The organism is Actinoplanes sp. NBC_00393, assembly GCF_036053395.1.
GTDB lineage: Bacteria > Actinomycetota > Actinomycetes > Mycobacteriales > Micromonosporaceae > Actinoplanes.
This window is the reverse complement of the sequence record NZ_CP107942.1, coordinates 1,244,755-1,260,992: the sequence shown is the minus strand read 5'-3', so window position 1 is coordinate 1,260,992 and position 16,238 is coordinate 1,244,755. Positions and strand designations below refer to the sequence as shown.

12 protein-coding genes are annotated in these 16,238 nt (G+C 70.7%); 5 read left to right on the top strand and 7 right to left on the bottom strand.

Annotated features, from left to right (window positions below):
• Positions 1 to 19: 19 nt before the first annotated feature.
• On the top strand, positions 20 to 613 hold the full coding sequence (locus OHA21_RS05570) for a hypothetical protein (protein ID WP_328470840.1): 594 nt from the start codon (positions 20 to 22) through the stop codon (positions 611 to 613).
• A 62-nt stretch (positions 614 to 675) separates the two neighbouring features.
• Here the strand turns inward: OHA21_RS05570 and OHA21_RS05565 are convergent, their stop codons facing one another.
• Both OHA21_RS05565 and OHA21_RS05560 read right to left on the bottom strand, forming a co-directional pair.
• Positions 676 to 3,672: an NACHT domain-containing protein gene (locus tag OHA21_RS05565; protein WP_328470838.1), complete on the bottom strand. Its 2,997-nt coding sequence runs from the start codon at positions 3,670 to 3,672 to the stop codon at positions 676 to 678.
• Positions 3,673 to 3,713: 41 nt separating this feature from the next.
• Positions 3,714 to 4,538: an SAM-dependent methyltransferase gene (locus OHA21_RS05560; RefSeq protein ID WP_328470836.1), complete on the bottom strand. Its 825-nt coding sequence runs from the start codon at positions 4,536 to 4,538 to the stop codon at positions 3,714 to 3,716.
• A gap of 149 nt (positions 4,539 to 4,687) precedes the next feature.
• Here OHA21_RS05560 and OHA21_RS05555 point away from each other — a divergent pair, with 149 nt between their 5' ends.
• On the top strand, positions 4,688 to 5,188 hold the full coding sequence (locus OHA21_RS05555; protein ID WP_328470834.1) for a carboxymuconolactone decarboxylase family protein: 501 nt from the start codon (positions 4,688 to 4,690) through the stop codon (positions 5,186 to 5,188).
• On the opposite strand, the gene OHA21_RS05550 is transcribed toward OHA21_RS05555, so the two are convergent.
• Together OHA21_RS05550 and OHA21_RS05545 are read right to left on the bottom strand one after the other, a co-directional pair.
• On the bottom strand, positions 5,167 to 6,642 hold the full coding sequence (locus OHA21_RS05550; protein ID WP_328470832.1) for a hypothetical protein: 1,476 nt from the start codon (positions 6,640 to 6,642) through the stop codon (positions 5,167 to 5,169). The two genes, OHA21_RS05555 and OHA21_RS05550, sit on opposite strands and share 22 nt — an antisense overlap.
• Before the next feature lie 32 nt (positions 6,643 to 6,674).
• Entirely contained in the window at positions 6,675 to 7,307 is a 633-nt protein-coding gene (locus OHA21_RS05545; RefSeq protein ID WP_328470830.1) for a hypothetical protein, read from the bottom strand.
• A 250-nt stretch (positions 7,308 to 7,557) separates the two neighbouring features.
• Here OHA21_RS05545 and OHA21_RS05540 point away from each other — a divergent pair, with 250 nt between their 5' ends.
• Positions 7,558 to 7,995, top strand: coding sequence for a hypothetical protein (locus tag OHA21_RS05540; RefSeq protein WP_328470828.1), 438 nt, complete (start codon positions 7,558 to 7,560; stop codon positions 7,993 to 7,995).
• A gap of 53 nt (positions 7,996 to 8,048) precedes the next feature.
• Here OHA21_RS05540 and OHA21_RS05535 read toward each other — a convergent pair whose 3' ends face one another.
• Both OHA21_RS05535 and OHA21_RS05530 read right to left on the bottom strand, forming a co-directional pair.
• Positions 8,049 to 8,348: an STAS domain-containing protein gene (locus OHA21_RS05535; RefSeq protein ID WP_328470826.1), complete on the bottom strand. Its 300-nt coding sequence runs from the start codon at positions 8,346 to 8,348 to the stop codon at positions 8,049 to 8,051.
• A gap of 1 nt (position 8,349) precedes the next feature.
• Complete coding sequence (locus tag OHA21_RS05530; protein WP_328470824.1) at positions 8,350 to 12,474, bottom strand: SpoIIE family protein phosphatase; 4,125 nt, start codon at positions 12,472 to 12,474, stop codon at positions 8,350 to 8,352.
• 304 nt (positions 12,475 to 12,778) lie between these two features.
• On the opposite strand from OHA21_RS05530, the gene OHA21_RS05525 reads away from it, so the two are divergent.
• Entirely contained in the window at positions 12,779 to 14,737 is a 1,959-nt protein-coding gene (locus OHA21_RS05525) for an ABC1 kinase family protein (protein WP_328470822.1), read from the top strand.
• Between the two features lie 34 nt (positions 14,738 to 14,771).
• A complete protein-coding gene (locus tag OHA21_RS05520; protein WP_328470820.1) occupies positions 14,772 to 15,107 on the top strand; it encodes a hypothetical protein in 336 nt (111 codons plus the stop codon).
• Here the strand turns inward: OHA21_RS05520 and OHA21_RS05515 are convergent, their stop codons facing one another.
• On the bottom strand, positions 15,108 to 16,214 hold the full coding sequence (locus tag OHA21_RS05515) for a LacI family DNA-binding transcriptional regulator (protein ID WP_328470818.1): 1,107 nt from the start codon (positions 16,212 to 16,214) through the stop codon (positions 15,108 to 15,110).
• Between the last annotated feature and the right edge of the window lie 24 nt (positions 16,215 to 16,238).

The following is a 16,238-nucleotide window of genomic DNA, read 5'->3' as shown; positions in this document are numbered from 1 at the left end:
TGGACGTGATGATGCTGCGATGTCATCCATGAACATCACGCTGGGCCGGCGTCGTGCTGCGTTCCGGCTCCTTGCCGCTGTCCTGGTCGGCGTCACCGTCGCGCTCACCGCGGTGGTGACCCCGGCGCAGGCCGTGGTCGGCCGGTACAGCCGCGCCATCGGCGCCCTCTGGAGCGGCAATTGCGTATGGACGCCCGCCGATCGGGGCCGCAACGTCTACGCCGCGGCCTGCAGCAACCCGAACAACCAGTACGCCAAGTGGTGGGTGCACGAGAAGGCGGAGGAGGCGTTCCCCGGCACCCACACGGGCAAGCTGTGGGTGCTGGAGAGCCAGGGCAGCCCCGGCTCCTGCCTCGTCCATGATGCCGCCACCGAGCAGGCCTTCCTCAGCAACTGCAATTGGACGGCCAACAAGTACCTGCAGTGGGAGGCGTTCTACAACGGCGCGACCAAGCGGTACATATTGAAGAACATCGGCTCGTGGCTGCACGAGGGCAAGGACGAATGCCTGGATCAGCACTCAACAACTCACCGCATCCTGGTGAAGAGTTGCTTCGGCAACCCCAGCGGCCAGACATGGTCGATCAACGCGGCGACTCCCTACACGCCGTAGGGGTCAAAGGCCCAACGGACCGGTCGTGCGCTCGGCGCCGCGAGGCCGGCCGGTCCGGGCATTCAGTCGCGGACCAGGTGAAGCGTCTCCGACCGGCGCATCGCCCGTCGCTCCAGCACGCACATGGCGGCGGCCAGTTCGACCAGGTCCCGGTGAAGTTGGTCGCTCTTCACAGGCACCGTTCGCGCGATGAACAACGCGGGGACGCGTACGCTCGCCGCCCTCGCCGGGGTGATCGGCAGCTTGCGGGTGACCACCGGCTCGGCGGCCCGCGCCAGCCGCTGGAGGACCCGGTCGAACTCGCTCAGGCCCGGCGGAAGCGCGAGAGCCGGGTCGGCCAGACGGTCGACCGTCGCTGTCAGCGCATCCAGATCGATATAGACGGTCCAGAAACCCTCCGGTAGTAGCGCCTCCGCAAGGAGCTCGACAGTGCTGCGATCGTCCAGCGGAGACTGCCGGCCGGTGATGTCCAGGCGCCGCCCCGGGCCGAGGACGTGGTCCACCGGTGACCGCGAAGGATCATCCCCGGGCGGGCGCGCGGTCACCAGCCGCGGTGCGCCGGCGAGACTCTGTCTGATTCTCTGCAGCGTGTCGTCGATCGACCTGATGCGCAGGTTGGGCATCCTGCTGTGTCGTGGGCGGGCCTGGCTCACGATGCGATGTGCCGGCCCGAGATCGATGCCGGCGAGAGCCGCGGAAAGATCGCTGACAGCGGCGTTCTCCAGCGAGGGAAGGCACTGCAGGTCGGTGATCAGCAGATTGACGTCATGCTGGAGTGCCGACATCACCCGGGACATCGCGTCACCGACGATGCGTTCGCTGCCTTGGCGGGCGTGCAAGCGTTCGAGATCCAGGTGGGCGTAGGTCTCGTCGGCTACCGCCTGCCGCACGGCCGCCGCGACGTTGGCCGCCTCCTTGTTGACGGCGGCCGCACGGTGCCGTAGCCCGGAGATTCTGTGCTGCACCCCCTCGAACAGCGCGAACGCGAGGAGCGACGAGTTCCGAAGATCGATGGCGAGGGCTTCCCGGAGGTCGCTGCCGGTGACGCTGACGCTCCAGCCGTCCGGCCAGGTCTGCTCCGAGTGTGCGTCACTGGTCCAAACCGGCCCCGGCGGCTCCAGCAGGCGAAGCTCCGCATAGGTGGGCAGCCGGAAAGTGGATCCGCCTGAGGTGGCCGCGATCTCCTCGTTGAGCCGGCCGAGAAACGCCAGCGCCTCGCTGCGCCACATGCCGCGTGCCGGATCATCCGGAGACGATGGGCTGGCGCTCGGACGGAACAGGTCGTAGATCTGGTTGCTGACCGGATGCCGGCAGATCTCGCCGCCGCCCGGGAGTTGCATCGCGTCCGACACCAGACGGTCGACGAGCACATCCACGGCGATCCGACGCCGGGTGGCATCCGACTCGGGGGCCACACCTTTGCGCAGCACCTCGTCGAGCCTCGCACGTGCTCCGGCCGAGACGGCGAACCCGAGGTCGACGATCTCGTACGCGAAGGACAGCGCCCGGGCGGTCCCGGCTCGCACGGCGCCTAGCACGATCGAGTCGGGATCGTTCTCAGGCGAGTAGAGCAGGTGGAGCAGGGTCGTCTCCCGCCACCAGGAATCACCGATCGCCTCGAGCGGCACCTCCTGCTCGGCGTGTTCGGTGAGGTGCCGGGCGGCCAGGAATTCCTGGAAGGTCAGGTGCGCGAACGCGTACAGATCCGGGGTCTGCTCGACCAGCAGGCCGGTGGCTTCCATCTCCGCCAGGAAGTCCTCGGGCGTGATCCCGGCGAGCCACGGCCTCAGCTCGTCCAGCAACGCGCGCCGCCCGGCGTCCCGGCGCGTCGTCAGCATCCAGGAGCAGGCGAGCCGTCCCAGCAGGTCCAGACGTTCGGCGCCGGACAGGGCGAACGTGACACCTTTCTCCTGGTCGCGGCGGAACAGCATGACGTCGCAGACCTCGCTGTAGAGCGTGGCACGGTTGTCCGGCAGTTCTCCCCGGTACCGGTGAACGTACGCGATCATGGTGAGCAGCAGCGGGTTCTCGGCGAGATCACGCAGCGCGGGGCTGGCGCAGAGCTGCCGGAAGAGCCGGTCGGCAGCCGTGGTATCGACATCCGCCTTCGGTTCGGCTGCTTCATACCACTTGCGCAGGAAGATCTGGACCTGCGCTTGGGTGAACGGCAGCACCTGCACGGTGTCTCTCGTGCGGACGAACGAGTCGCGATAGCCGTGCGGCCGGGACGTGACCACGAAGTCGTTGCCCGCGTGCACGTCGACCTGCGCGTTGATCCAGGACACCACCGCCCGTCGTGTGTCTCCCTCGGCCACCTCGTCCAACCCGTCGAAAAGCACCACGCATCGCCCCGCCCGGAGCTGCTTCTCCCACCAGCCGGCCGGTTCCGTGCCGATCAGCGGGGGCACGGTCGCCCTGATCAGTTCGGGCAGGGTGATCGACAGCTTGCCGCTGATCGTCGAGGCGTGGTCGCGCAGCTGCAGCAGCACCGGCACGGGCCGCAGCTTCTCCCGGTGGGTCGCGGCGGTTTCCCGGGCGACGTGGCTGAGCAGGGTGGTCTTGCCGCCGCCGGGAGCACCGAGCACGGCCAGCACGGTGCGGTCCCGTTGATCGAGGAACTCCCAGATCGAACGCCGCTTACCGTCGCCGGTGCCGCCGCCGACGACACCGGTGGACACCTTGCTGGGCGCCTGGGACATGAGGGCCACGTTCACGAAGACGGCGTCGAGTTCGGGGCTGGACGGGCCGATCGTGGCGAGTCCTTTGGCGTCGAGGGTGCGCCGGGAGTTCCGCACCCAGCGGCGGTAGTGGTGGCCGTACCGCAACGAGCGCAGCGGCCGTCGGATCGTGCGGCCGGCGCTCAGCATCCGGGTCCGCACGATGCTGACCAGAGTGACCAGGGCCAGGCCGGCGGCCATCAGTTTCCAGTCGCGGGCCCAGGTCCAGTCGGCCGGCAGCGCGCTGGTGAAGACGTTGGTGAACACGCCGACCGCGACGACGAGCAGCACTCCGATCGCCACCGGCAGCCAGCCGGTGGCGGGACGCCCGCCGTCGGTCATCGGCTCATGATGGCAGCGACCGCTGCGCGGCGCGACCGGCCTCAGCGGCTCCCGGTGATCCGTGCGACGGCGCCGTATCCGGTGGCTTCGGCGGGGGTCGGGCGCGGGCCCGGCTGCGGCCGCCAGTCGGAGACCGAGACCAGCCCGGGCTCCAGCAGCTCGAGGCCGTCGAAGAACCGGGAGACCTCCGCGAACGGGCGGGGAGAGAACAGCGGCTTGATGTTCTTGTTCACCGCGTCCATCGCGGCGATCGTCTCCGCGTCGAGCGGGTCGAACGTCGCATGTGACAACACCAGGTAGCTGCCGGCGGGCAATGCGGCGACCAGCTGTCTCACGATCTCGTACGGATCCTCGTGGTCCTCGACGAAATGCAGCAGGGCCACCATCAGCAACGCGATCGGCTGCGAGAAGTCCAGCGTGCTCCGCAGGGTCGGATCGGCGAGGATCTTCTCCGGCGTTCTCGCGTCCGCGTCGATGTAGGCGGTGGCGCCTTCGTCCGAGCTGGTCAGCAGCGCTCGGGCGTGCACGAGCACGAGCGGGTCGTTGTCCACATAGACGATCCGCGACTCGGGGGCGATCGCCTGCGCGACGTCGTGCACGTTGTCGGCGGTCGGCAGGCCGGTGCCGATGTCCAGGAACTGCCGGATGCCCGCCTCGGCGGCGAGGAACTTGACCGCCCGCTGCATGAAGGCACGGTTCTCGCGGGCGGCCGTGCGAATGTGCGGGAAGACAGCAGCGATCGCCTCGGCCGCGTCGCGGTCGGCCTGGAAGTTGTCCTTGCCGCCGAGCCAGTAGTCGTACCGTCGCGCGGGGTGCGGTCTTGTCATGTCGATGCGGGCCGCGATGTCCGAGCGGTCGGTGCTCACCAGGATCCCCCTGTCGTCCTTGACGCGAGGCGCCCGATTCTACGAGATCGGGACCACGAGATCCATTCGCGTTCGTCGTCGCCTATCGGACGGCCCAAGGCTGGCCGTTCGGACGTGGATATCGATCGCTGAACATGATCACGTGAGGTGTGCCGCACATCGATCTGCCGCCGCTGCCCGGAATCGCCGGGTTGCTGGCCGGCTACCCCCAGACCGCAGAACCGCTCAACAGCCTCGCCGAGACCCTGCTGCGAGGCCCTTCGCCGCTCACCCCGGCACAGCGGGAAACCATTGCCGCGTACGTTTCTCGCCGCAACGAATGCACTTTCTGCGCCGAGACGCATGGCGCCGTCGCGCGGCGGCTGAGCGACGGCGAGTCCGAAACTGATCCTCTGATGGCCGCGTTGCTGGCCGTCGCCGACAAGGTCCGGGTGGACGGCCGGTCGGTGACCCCCGAGGACATCGGGCAGGCACGCGCGGCCGGCGCCGACGACCGGACCATTCACGACACCGTGCTGATCGCGGCGGCGTTCAGCATGTTCAACCGCTATGTGGACGGGCTCAACACGCTCACCCCGACCGATCCGGCCGACTATGAGAGGCATGCCGGCGCTCTCGCCGAGCACGGCTACCTGCGACCGCCGGTCTGAGTGGCCGTCGCGACGGCGGCCTGGTGCCGGAGCCTGTCGCCGGGTGACCGCAGGCTGTCGAGGATGGCCTGCCCGGACTCGAGGGCTTCCTGAGCCAGGTCGGTGAGACCGAGGTGCGCGGCAGCCTGCGTGATGAGGAAGTGTTCCTCGGTGACTCGCAGCCCCAGCCCGACCTCCCGCCAGGTGATGGCCGGGCTGGGAGGTTGCGGTGGACCGGCATCAAGGACGGCGACCGCCTGCTGAAGCGACTGCCAGGCTGCCGCGACTTCGCCACCACGGCGCTGTAAAGAGGCCAAGCTCGTGAGGGCCACACCGCGCTTGCCGGCATCGTCCTGCAGAGACGCGTGCAGTCCGCGTGCCCGGATGGCCTGCGTGAGGTCGCCGAGGGTCTCGAACTCGCGGGCTAGCGACCCGAGCAGGATCTCATCGAATGGGCCCGCGTCGTCGAGCATGCGGATCAGCGCACAACGGGCGAGTTCGTGCTGGCCCTGGCGGCGGGCCAATGCCGTCCAGGTGAGGTCGTTCTCGTCGTGCGGGTCCTGGCCGTAGTTCGACGAGTCGAAGTCGGCCGCCCACCGAGCAAGCGCTTCAGCGGAGTCCGGGAAGCCGCCGAGCAGGAAGTGGACATCGGGGTTGGCCTTGCGCAGGGAGTCCAACAGGAGGTGATCGTCTGCCTGACCGTGCAGGCCGACCAGGACCGCGGCGAGACGCAACTCCTCGGTAGCGCCGCTGCGAGCCTCGTGCTGCAGGAGCAGGCGCAGCAGCTGCAGGTCAGCCGCCTGCCGGTCGTACTGCGCGGCGCGTAGGACGGTGGCCCGCCGTACCGGATCGTCCGCGATCTCACGGTCGGCCCGCATCCGGGCAAGATCAACCTGGCCGGGAGCCAGGACCGCCTGCCAGAGCGGCGGACGATCAAGGTGGTCCAACAATGCGTACGCGCAGGCTTCGTCCGTATTCAGCAGGAGAAACTCGGGCTCCGTACGCAGAAGTGCTCCCTGAAGCCTCCGCAGCAGCTCCCGCTTCGGGAGTTGGCGCAGCCCCAGCCCGTCGAGCAGCGTGCTGCGATCAACGTCCAGCCGAGGAGCGTACGAACTTCGGATCTCGTCCTCGGTCCGGGCGAAGGCCTCCTCCACCGCCTGGTCGTCGGCCTCGAGATCGATGTAGTCGTACCAGCCCGGCAGACCGAAAAGGATCTCCAAAGCCTCGTCCATGCTCGCGCCGATGAGCCCTGCTTCGCCTTCAGAGCTCGCGTAGAGCACGGCCCCGCCGGCACAGACGAAATAGGTCCCACCGGTGTCATCGCCGGCCACGGCCGTCAGCGGCGCTCCGCTCGCCAGCCGGACCTCTTCAACATGCTCGACGCGGTCGAGATCGAAGTCGAAGGAGCCCGCAGCCAGCCGAGCCAGATCAGGTCGCTGGCGCAGCACCGCGAGTACGTCGGAGTGGCCTGTCATGGGCCGGACCGTAACAGCCACCACCGACAGAATCAGCCGAAGGGCAACGGGACCGCGGTCGACACGGGATCGCCGGTGTCCTCGGGAAAGAAGTCCTCGCCGTCGCGTGTCTTCTGGCGTTCCACCCGGATCTTGGCGTCCGCGGTCTGCTGCGCATTGAACGCGTAGACCCGGCCGGTCCGGGTCGCGTCGGCGCTGGCGTCCTCGGGGATCGTGACTAGGAACGGGTCGTCATCACCGTGCAGCTCGAACCGCGGGTAGTAGTCGGTGTTCCCGTCGCCCCAGCTCACCGCGACGACGAACCAGTAGGTCAACCCCTTCCTCGCAGCACCGGTGGACGTGGGCGTCACTTCGACGGTGTGGGCGTCGACTCGCTCGCTGTCGAGCTTGAACCGGAGCGGACCGACGGGAGGCGAGGGAGAGGGTGAGGCGCCGGCGGGTGAGGGCGAAGCACTCGATGCGCCGGAGATGGCGCCCTGTCGCTCCTTCTCGTCGCCGCGCCAGGAGGCGTAACCGATGAACGCGCTGATGATGGCGACACCGAGCCCGGCCATCCCGACCAGAGCACCGATGTGGGGAGCGCTGACCGACCTGCGCCACCCCGACGATTCGGGCGGATCGGAGGGCGGTGAAGTGGTGGCGGCTATGGAGAACACCTCCGTCATCAAGGTAGACGTTCTGCCTACCAGTGCCGTCGAGGTGCGCAAAGGGACGCCACGTCCAGTCAAGGCGATACGTTCGGCCGATCGACCGACTCGGGATGACGAGGTGGCCCGTCCGCGGGCGCTGCGGTGAACCGCTGGTGTCATCCGGGAGGGTGATGGTTGGTCAGGTGCTGAACCGTTTCGGTCGAAGTGGGGTGCTGACCAGTGAGTTCGCGAGACGCGCGGACCTACTGAGGAGCAAGGAACACCCATGGACCTTCGCCGGATCGCCGCCTTCGTCATCGCCGTCGTCCCGCTCGCCACCGTCGCGGCCCTCGGGGGCGGCACCCCCGCCTCGGCCGCGATCGGCTGTGACGGCGGCCTACGGTCGACGGCCCGCTACTGGGCCTCCATCGATGATTTCACCACACCGACCACCGAGACCTGGATCGACGGGACCAGCTTCAACAAGGTCGAACTGCGTTACAACGGTGACGCCGACTGCGCCTGGGGGCTCTACAACGGCGGCCGGAAGGCCAGTGTCTACGTGGAGTTCTGGGAGAACGGCATGCTCTCCCGGTACGACCGCCAGGACGGCAGCAAGTCTGCCTACACCGGAGTGTGGCCGATCGGCCGAAACGAGTACATCCGTGCCTGCGCCCAGGACGCGGCGCGGATCTACTGCACCAAGTGGCTCCGCGGGCGCTGAGGGCGGGACGCGGCGATTGCCGCGTCCGCCGTGCGCTGCGGAACGGGTGCGGCTCAGGCGTGCTCGACCGTGGTGAGATCGGCCAGGCCGGAGACCTCCAGCAGCGGCGCGATCAGCGGCCCGGTCCGCACCTGCAGGTGGGCCGCCTGGGCGAACAGCGCGGCCAGCCCGGCACTGTCGAGATACTGCACCCCGGTGAGGTCGACGACGAGCCGTTCCCCGTCGGCTTCGGCGACGGCCGCGGTCAGCGCGTTCGCGAAGATCTCGGCGTTGCTCATGTCGATCTCGCCCACGGCGGTGAGCTGCAACCCGTCGGGCCGGGAATCGGTGGTGAGGGTGAGCGCGGTGGTCATCTCAGGCGATCCTCGTGTGCATGTCGACGATAGTGCCGGTCTTGCCGGGAATCACGGTGACCGCTTGCATGAAGGCGTGCATCAGTTTGAGGCCGCGCCCACGGTACGGGTTCGCGGCGGGGTCCGGCGCCCGCCATTCGCCGCTGTCGGCGATGATCAGGCGCAGGTCGCTGGCGGTGGCGGCGGCCCGCAGCCGGATCCGGCCGCCGGGGCTGGCGCGGTGGCCGTGCTCGACCGCGTTGGCGCAGGCCTCGCCGACGGCGACGAGCACGTTCTGCGCGGTGGCCGGGTCGATTCCGGCGCGGTCGAGCCAGCCGCGCAGCGCCGTGCGGACCTGCGCGAGCCGGGTCGCTTCGGCCGGGAATTCCAGCTCCAGCGGGCCGGGGTGGCGGTAGATCAGCAGCGCCACGTCGTCGTCGTAGCCGCGTTCGGGAGTGAGCCGGTCCATGATCTCGGTGGCCAGGTCCTCGATCGGGGTGTGCAGGCCGTGCCGGACCGCGTCGCCGGCCTCGTCGATGCCCGCGGTCAGCGGCTGTCGCCGGCGTTCCACCAGGCCGTCGGTGTAGAGCAGCAGGGTGGCGCGCGGCGGCACCATGTACTCGGCTTCCGGCCGGTGCAGGCCGGGACGGATCGCGACCGGACGTGACCGGCCCTGGTCGAGCAGGTGGGTGGTGCCGTCGGCGTGCCCGACGATGGCCGGTGGATGTCCGGCGCTGGAGTAGGCGAGCCGGCCGCTGACCGGGTCTAGCACACCGCAGAACACCGTGGCGCAGGCGGCGCCGGGCAGCAGGGCGGCGAACCGGTCGAGGGCCATCAGCGCGCGGGACGGGCTGGAGTCCTGCAACAGCAGGGCCCGGCAGGCGCTGCGCAGCTGGCCCATCACGGTGGCGGCGCGCAGACCGTGCCCGACGCAGTCGCCGACGACGATGCCGATCCGGCCGTCGGCGAGCTGGATGGTGTCGTACCAGTCACCGCCGACCTTCAGCGGGCGGGTGGCCGGCTGGTAGCGCACGGCGAACCCGGACGGCAGCTGGGCCGGCCCGAGGATGGCGCGTTGCAGGGCGAGGGCGGTCTCGCGCTGCTCGTCGATCTGGTGGATGCGGTGCAGCCCCTGGCTGATGTGCCCGGCCAGCAGGGCCAGCAGCGTCTGGTCCTGCGCGGTGAACGGCCGGCCGCCGGCCAGCTCGATCCACAGGGCCATGGTGCCGCCCGGATGGTCCAGGGAGATGCCGGTGAGCGTGGTGGTGTCGGTGGCCGAGGTCAGCACCGGCCGGTCACGCACCGCCAGGACCGCGCTGCGCTGCTCCTCGGACAGGTTCTCCCAGGTCACGCCGGGGTCGGTGGCGGTCACTCCGGGGGTGCCGGAGTCGTCGAAGACGGCCGCCAGCACGTACCGCGCCTGCCACAGGTCGCGCAGCTCACGCAGCACGCCGCTGAGCGCCTCGGTGATGTTCTCGGCGCGCGACAGGTGCATGCCGAGCGCGGCCAGCGCGCTGTCCTGCTGCACGGCGTAGTGCTCGGCGGTGACATCGCGGAAGGTGCCGACGATGACGCGTTTGCCGGTGTCCGGGTCGACCACCTGGTTGAACGAGGCCGCGGCCCACAGTCTGCGGCCGTCGCGGTGCACGACCGGGATCGTGTACGTGCCCTGCGACTGTTCGAGCAGCATGTCGAAGGCGTCGGCGACCGCCTGGTGCCCGCCGGCGTCGAGGCTCGCGTCCGGCCACCACGGGTGGACCGGGGCGTAGGGCAGGCCCTCCGGCCCGTACCCGAGGATGTCGGTGAACGCCGTGTTGATCTCGATGACGGCGCCGCTGTCGTCGCAGACGAAGAACGCCTCCTGCAGCGAATCGATCAGGGCGGTGCGCCAGCGGGCATGGTGGTTGCGCAGGCGGGCGAGGGCGACATTGCCGCGTACGCGCGCCAGCAGCTCCGCCGCCGAGAACGGCTTGAACAGGTAGTCGTCGGCCCCCGCCTCCAACCCTTCGATGGAGGCCTCCTGCCCGGCCCGCGCCGACAGCAGCAGCACCGGCGTCCCCGCAGTACGCGGGTCGGCGCGCAGCGCGGCGACCAGTTGCAACCCGTCGAGGCGGGGCATCATCACGTCGCTGACGATGACGTCCGGCACGTCGTGGCGGGCCGCTTCCAGGGCGGCCTGCCCGTCGCTGACCGCGGTCACGTCGTGCCCGGCGGCGCGCAGCAGCCGGGTCAGGTAGTCGCGCATGTCCGCGTTGTCGTCGGCGACCAGCACCGCCGCCGCGCCGTCGGCCGGCTGCCCGGTCGGCTGCACCGCCAGCACCGCCGCATCCCCGGCCGGGCCGGAGGCGGGCAGCCAGCGCAGCGCCTCCTGCAGGAACGGGTCGGCGTTGACCGAGACCGGGGTGACGTCGTCGGGTGCGGTGACCGGGTCGTCCGGCAGGTGCGCGGTGCCGAACCGCAGCCGGATGGTGAAGACCGTGCCCTCGCCGAGGGTGCTGTCCGCGGTGATGGTGCCGCCGTGCAGGCCGACCAGCTCTTTCACCAGCGCCAGGCCGATGCCGCTGCCCTCGTTCGAGCGGGACCGCGCGTTCTCGATGCGGTGGAAGCGTTCGAACAGTCGCGGCATCTCGGCCGCCGGAACGCCGACACCGCTGTCCGCGATGGTGACGACGGCCTGGTCATCGCCGGCACGCACCGCCACCCGGATCCCGCCGTCGAAGGTGAACTTGAGGGCGTTGCTGAGCAGGTTGAGAACGACCTTCTCCCACATGCCCCGGTCCAGGTAGACCGGCTGCGGCAGCGGTGGGCAGTCCACCTCGAACGTCAGGCCGGCCCGGTCGACGGCGGAACGGAACACACTCGCCAGATCAGCGGTGGCGGCGGCCAGGTCGACCGGCTCGTAACGGGCCTGCATCCGGCCCGCCTCGATCCGGGAGAAGTCGAGCAGCGTGTTGACCAGCTTGCCGAGCCGCAGCCCGTTGCGGTGGATGACCTCCAGCTCCTCGTGCACCCGGTCGCCGGAGCCGGCCAACTGGGTCCGCAGCTCCTCAACCGGGCCCATGATCAAGGTCAACGGGGTACGGAACTCGTGGCTGATGTTGGAGAAGAAGGCGGTCTTCGCCCGGTCCAGTTCGGCAAGCTCCTCGGCCCGCCGTTGCTGAGCCTGGTAACTGCGGGCGCTGGCGATCCCCGCCGCGATGTGGCCGGCGGTCAGCTCGACGAAGCCGCGGTAGCCGTCGTCGAGTTGCCGGTACCGGTTGAGCCCGGCGACCAGGAACCCGTACGGCGCCCCGCCCTGCCGCAGCAGCGGCACCACCAGCGCCTGGGTGGGTGGCTCCGGCCAGTCCCCGGCGGGCAGAGCGGCGAACGCCTCGCCGTCGAGTGCCATCAGCACCGGCTCCTGCGCGGCCAGCGTCGCCGTCGGCCACAGCCCGGCGGCCGACGCCGGGTGCTCGGCGGTGATGCCGGTGGCCGCGGCCAGTCGCGCGCCGCCGTCCTCGCTGAACAGGTACGTCAGCGTGAACGGCAGATCCCGCAGGTTGCGGTCGAGCTGGCGGCCGGCGAAGGCCAGCATCTCCTGCTCGGTGCGCACCACGCTGGGATCCGAGCCGAGATCGCGCAGCGTCGCCATCCGCCGCTCGCCGATCACCCGTTCGGTGTCCTCGCTGACCACGCAGAGCATGCCGATCAGCGTGCCGTCGTCGTCGCGCAGCGGGCTGTAGGAGAACGTGTGGTACGACTCCTCCGAATACCCCGAGCGCTCCAGGAACAGCAGCAACGCCTCGTCCCAGGTCGCCTCGCCGGTGGTCAGCACGGTGTCGATGCGCGGGCCGATGTCGTCCCAGATCTCCGCCCACACCTCGCCGGCCGGCCGGCCCAGCGCCCACGGGTACTTACGGCCCAGCGTGTCCCGGCGGTAGGCGGCGTTGCAGAAGAACGTCAGCTGCGGCCCCCAGGCCATCCACATCGGGAACCGCGACGAGAGCAGGATGCTGACCGCGGTCTGCAGACTCTGCGGCCAGCCGGCCGGCGGGCCCAGCGGCGTCGACGCCCAGTCGACGCCGGCCAGATCCGTTCCGACCTCACGGTCGGCCGCGAAGACGTCGACCCCGGACCGTGGCGACGGCCGGTGTTCGCTACCGCTCATCCTGTGCAGATCTCCTTGCCGCGGGCCAACCCGGTCTCACGGTAACCGGCCGTGCGGCCCTGTGGGGACACGGGTCACTCGCGAGCGGTCTTGCGCGCAACGCCGTACCCAGGAAACCCGCGGTTCAAGCCGGGCCGGCGCCGTTGCCGCCCGGGCGTACCGGATCGGCTCGTCGGTGACGCCGTTGGTGAGCAGGTGCTCCGGGACCGGGTCGGCGGGCCGCGGCGGCCGCGGAGTCGGGATTGCGCCCGCTCAGGTTGTCGTCCAGCCCCTCGGTGGCAATCTGCGGATATCGTCGCTCCCCGTGGAGAACGCGATAGGGGCCACGCTGTTCATTCCGACGCTCGCGGTGACGGTGCTGCTGTTCGCCGCGGTGATCCGGCGCCTGCTCGGCGTACGCGTCGGTCCGATCCGGACGCTGGCGGCAGCCCTGCTGGCGCTGTTCATGGCCACCCCGATCCTGGCGGCGCTCGCACCGCCCGACCCGGATGCGGTCAGCGGCGGCCAGGCCTTCCTGCTGTTCCTCACCTCGGCCACCGTGGCGGCCCTGCTCGCGATGGCCGTCCTGGTCGTCCTCGAAGTGCTGCTGCCGACCGGTTCGCTGCCCGGGCCGGTGGAGATGTGGCGCAGCGCGCGCCGGCGGGTCGCCCGCACCCGGCGCTACTGGAGCATCATGCGGATCGCGCTGCGGCACGGCCTCGGCCGGTTTCTGCGCGGACGGCCCGGCCCCGGACCCGACTCCGCGGCGTCGCGGCGGCGGCTGGCCCGCTCGCTGCGCGCCGCCCTCGACGAGGGCGGCGTGACCTTCGTGAAGGTCGGCCAGTTGCTCTCCACCCGGCGTGACCTGCTGCCGGCCGAGTTCGTCGACGAACTGACCGCGCTGCAGGACAAGGCCGCCCCGGTGCCGTGGGAGCAGGTCTCGGCCGCGCTCACCGCCGAACTCGACGCACCGGTCGAGGACGTCTTCGCGACCATCGACACCGAACCGCTCGCTGCGGCGTCGGTGGCCCAGGTGCACGCGGCGCGGCTGCACGACGGCACCGACGTGGTGGTCAAGGTGCGCCGGCCCGGCATCGCCACCGTCGTCGAACGCGACCTGGACATCGTGTCGCGGCTCGCCGACACCCTGGAGACCCGCACGTCCTGGGGTCGCTCGTTCGGCGTACGCAATCTCGCCCTCGGCTTCGCCGAGGCCTTGCGCGAAGAGCTCGACTTCACCGTGGAACGCGACAACCTGCAGACCATGGCCGCCGCGCTGGCAACCTCACCCCACCGCGGGGTACGGGTACCGCGCGTGCATTCCTCGCTCAGCTCGGAACGGGTCCTGGTGATGGACCGGCTCCCCGGCACCACGCTCGGCACGGCCACGCTCGACGACGCCCAGCGCGAGACGGCGGCGGCCGGGCTGCTCGACAGCATGCTCGACCAGGTGCTGATCCACGGGGTCTTCCACGCCGACCTGCACCCGGGCAACCTGCTCGTCGACGACGACGGCAACCTCGGGATGCTCGATCTGGGCTCGGTCGGCCGGCTCGACGCGGTGACCCGGACCGCGATCGGCCGCCTGCTCGAAGCGGTCGGCCGCGGCGACTCGGTGGCCGCCAGCGACGCCCTGCTGCAGCTCGTCGACCACAGCGGCGAGGTCGACGAACGGCAGTTGCAGCGCACCATCGGCACGCTGCTGGTGCGTTACGCGGCGCCCGGCGCCACCGCCGGCGTCACCGCGGTGACCGCTCTGCTGCGCACCTTCACCGCGTACGGGCTGGGCGTGCCCGCGCCGGTCGCCGCGGTGTTCCGGGCCTTCGCCACCCTGGAGGGCACCCTGACCCTGCTGCGGCCCGGCTTCGACCTGATCGGGCAGGCCCGGGCGTCCGGCGGCCGGCGCATCGCCGAGGCCATCGCCCCGCATCGGCTGCGCGGCACCCTGGAAGAGGAGCTGCTCGCCCTGCTGCCGCTGCTGCGCGGCCTGCCTCGTCGTCTCGACCGCATCGGCGACGCCGTGGAGAACGGACGGCTGCGCCTCAACGTCCGGCTGTTCTCCGACGACCAGGACCGGCGGCTGCTCACCGGGCTGTTCCATCAGGCGCTGCTCGCGGTGATCGGCGCGTCCGCCGGGGTGATGGCCACCCTGCTGCTGGGCAGCGGCGATGGGCCGCGGACGGGCACCGGCATCGGGTTGTTCTCGCTGCTCGGGTACGGCCTGCTGATCGTCTCGGTGGTCCTGATCCTGCGCGTCCTGGCGGTCATCTTCCGCCGCGAATGATCTTCAGTGGCCGGCACCGCCTACGGTGGCGACCATGCCGGATAGATCGACACCGAAGTCGCGGGTGATAGCGCCGCTCACGATCGCTGCCCTGACCGTGGGCTGGCTGATCGGTACCGTCAGCCTGGCGCTGGTGTCCTTCTGGTTCTTCATGTCGACCTGGGGAGAGTCTCCCGGCGGCGGCGAGTCCATCGAGAGCATGGCGATCCTCACCCTGGTGGCCGCCGTGGCGTTCGTCGGCCTCGGCCCGCTGGCGATCGCCGGTGCCGCCTACTCGAGCGGTCTGCGCCGGACCGCCGTGGCCTACCTGGTGCTGGCCGCTCTGCTCTTCGTCGGGGCGGTGATCCAGCTGACCGTGTTCCTGTTCTGATCATGGCGGCGCTGTGCTGCCGCGGATCACGAGGCTGGGGACCAGGACCGTTTCAATCCGGCGGTCGCGGCCGTGGTCGAGGCGGGAGATCGCGGCCTGCACGGCGTGGTGGGCCTGCTCCGGCGCCTTCTGGTTGACCGAGGTCAGGTCGATGTGGGCGAGCCGGGCCAGGGTGCTGTCGTCGTACCCCACCACGGAGATCTCTCCGGGCACGCTGACGCCGGCCCGCAGCAGCGCGTCCATCAGGCCGACCGCGAGGCGGTCGTTGGAGGCGACGACGGCCGTCGGCCGGCCCTTCTCTCCGGCCGGGCTCCGCTCGCTTCGTTCACCGGCCGGGCTCCGCTCGCTCTTTTCGGCCGCCGTGCTTCGCTCGCTTCCTTCGCCCGCCGTGCTTCGCTCGCTTCCCTCGCCGGCCGGGCCGGTCAGCAGGGCCCGGCCGGCTCGGATGCCGCCGGCCTCGGTGTGGTCGCCGGGCAGGACCTGCTCGGGGAGCCCGGCCCGGCGCATGGCCCGGCGGTAGCCGCGGCGGCGCATCGCGGCCACCGGGCCGGCGCCGCCGTCGAGGAACGCGATCCGGCTGTGCCCGAGCCCGATCAAATGATCCAGGGCGGCCTCCACCCCCACGTCGTCGGCGGAGCGGACCACGTCGACCGCGGCCCCGCGCACGGCGGTGCCGACGGCGACGCACGGCACCTGCGCGGCCAGAGCGTCCAGCTCGGACGGCGCCGACTCGGGGCCGAGCAGGATCAAAGCTTCGCAGCGGAAGTCGAGCAGGGTCTCGGTGGCGCTGCGCTCGTCGCTGTCGCGGGTCAGGGTCGCCAGGACCACCTCGTAGCCCGCGTGGCCGGCGGCGACGTGGATCTCCTCGGCCAGCTCGGCATGGAACGGGTTGCGCACGTCCAGCATCACACCGAGCAGCTGCCGGCGGCGGCGGGCGAGCATGCTGGCCGTGCGGTCAGCGCGGTAGCCAAGCTCGGCGGCGGCCGCCAGGACCCGGTCGCGGGTCTCGGCGCTGGGACCCGGAACGCCGCGCAGGACGAGCGACACCGAGGCGGGCGACACCCCGACCCGGGCGGCGACGTCGGTCAGCCGCGGACGCTTCACCATCTGAACACCTCGCGTGACGGCATT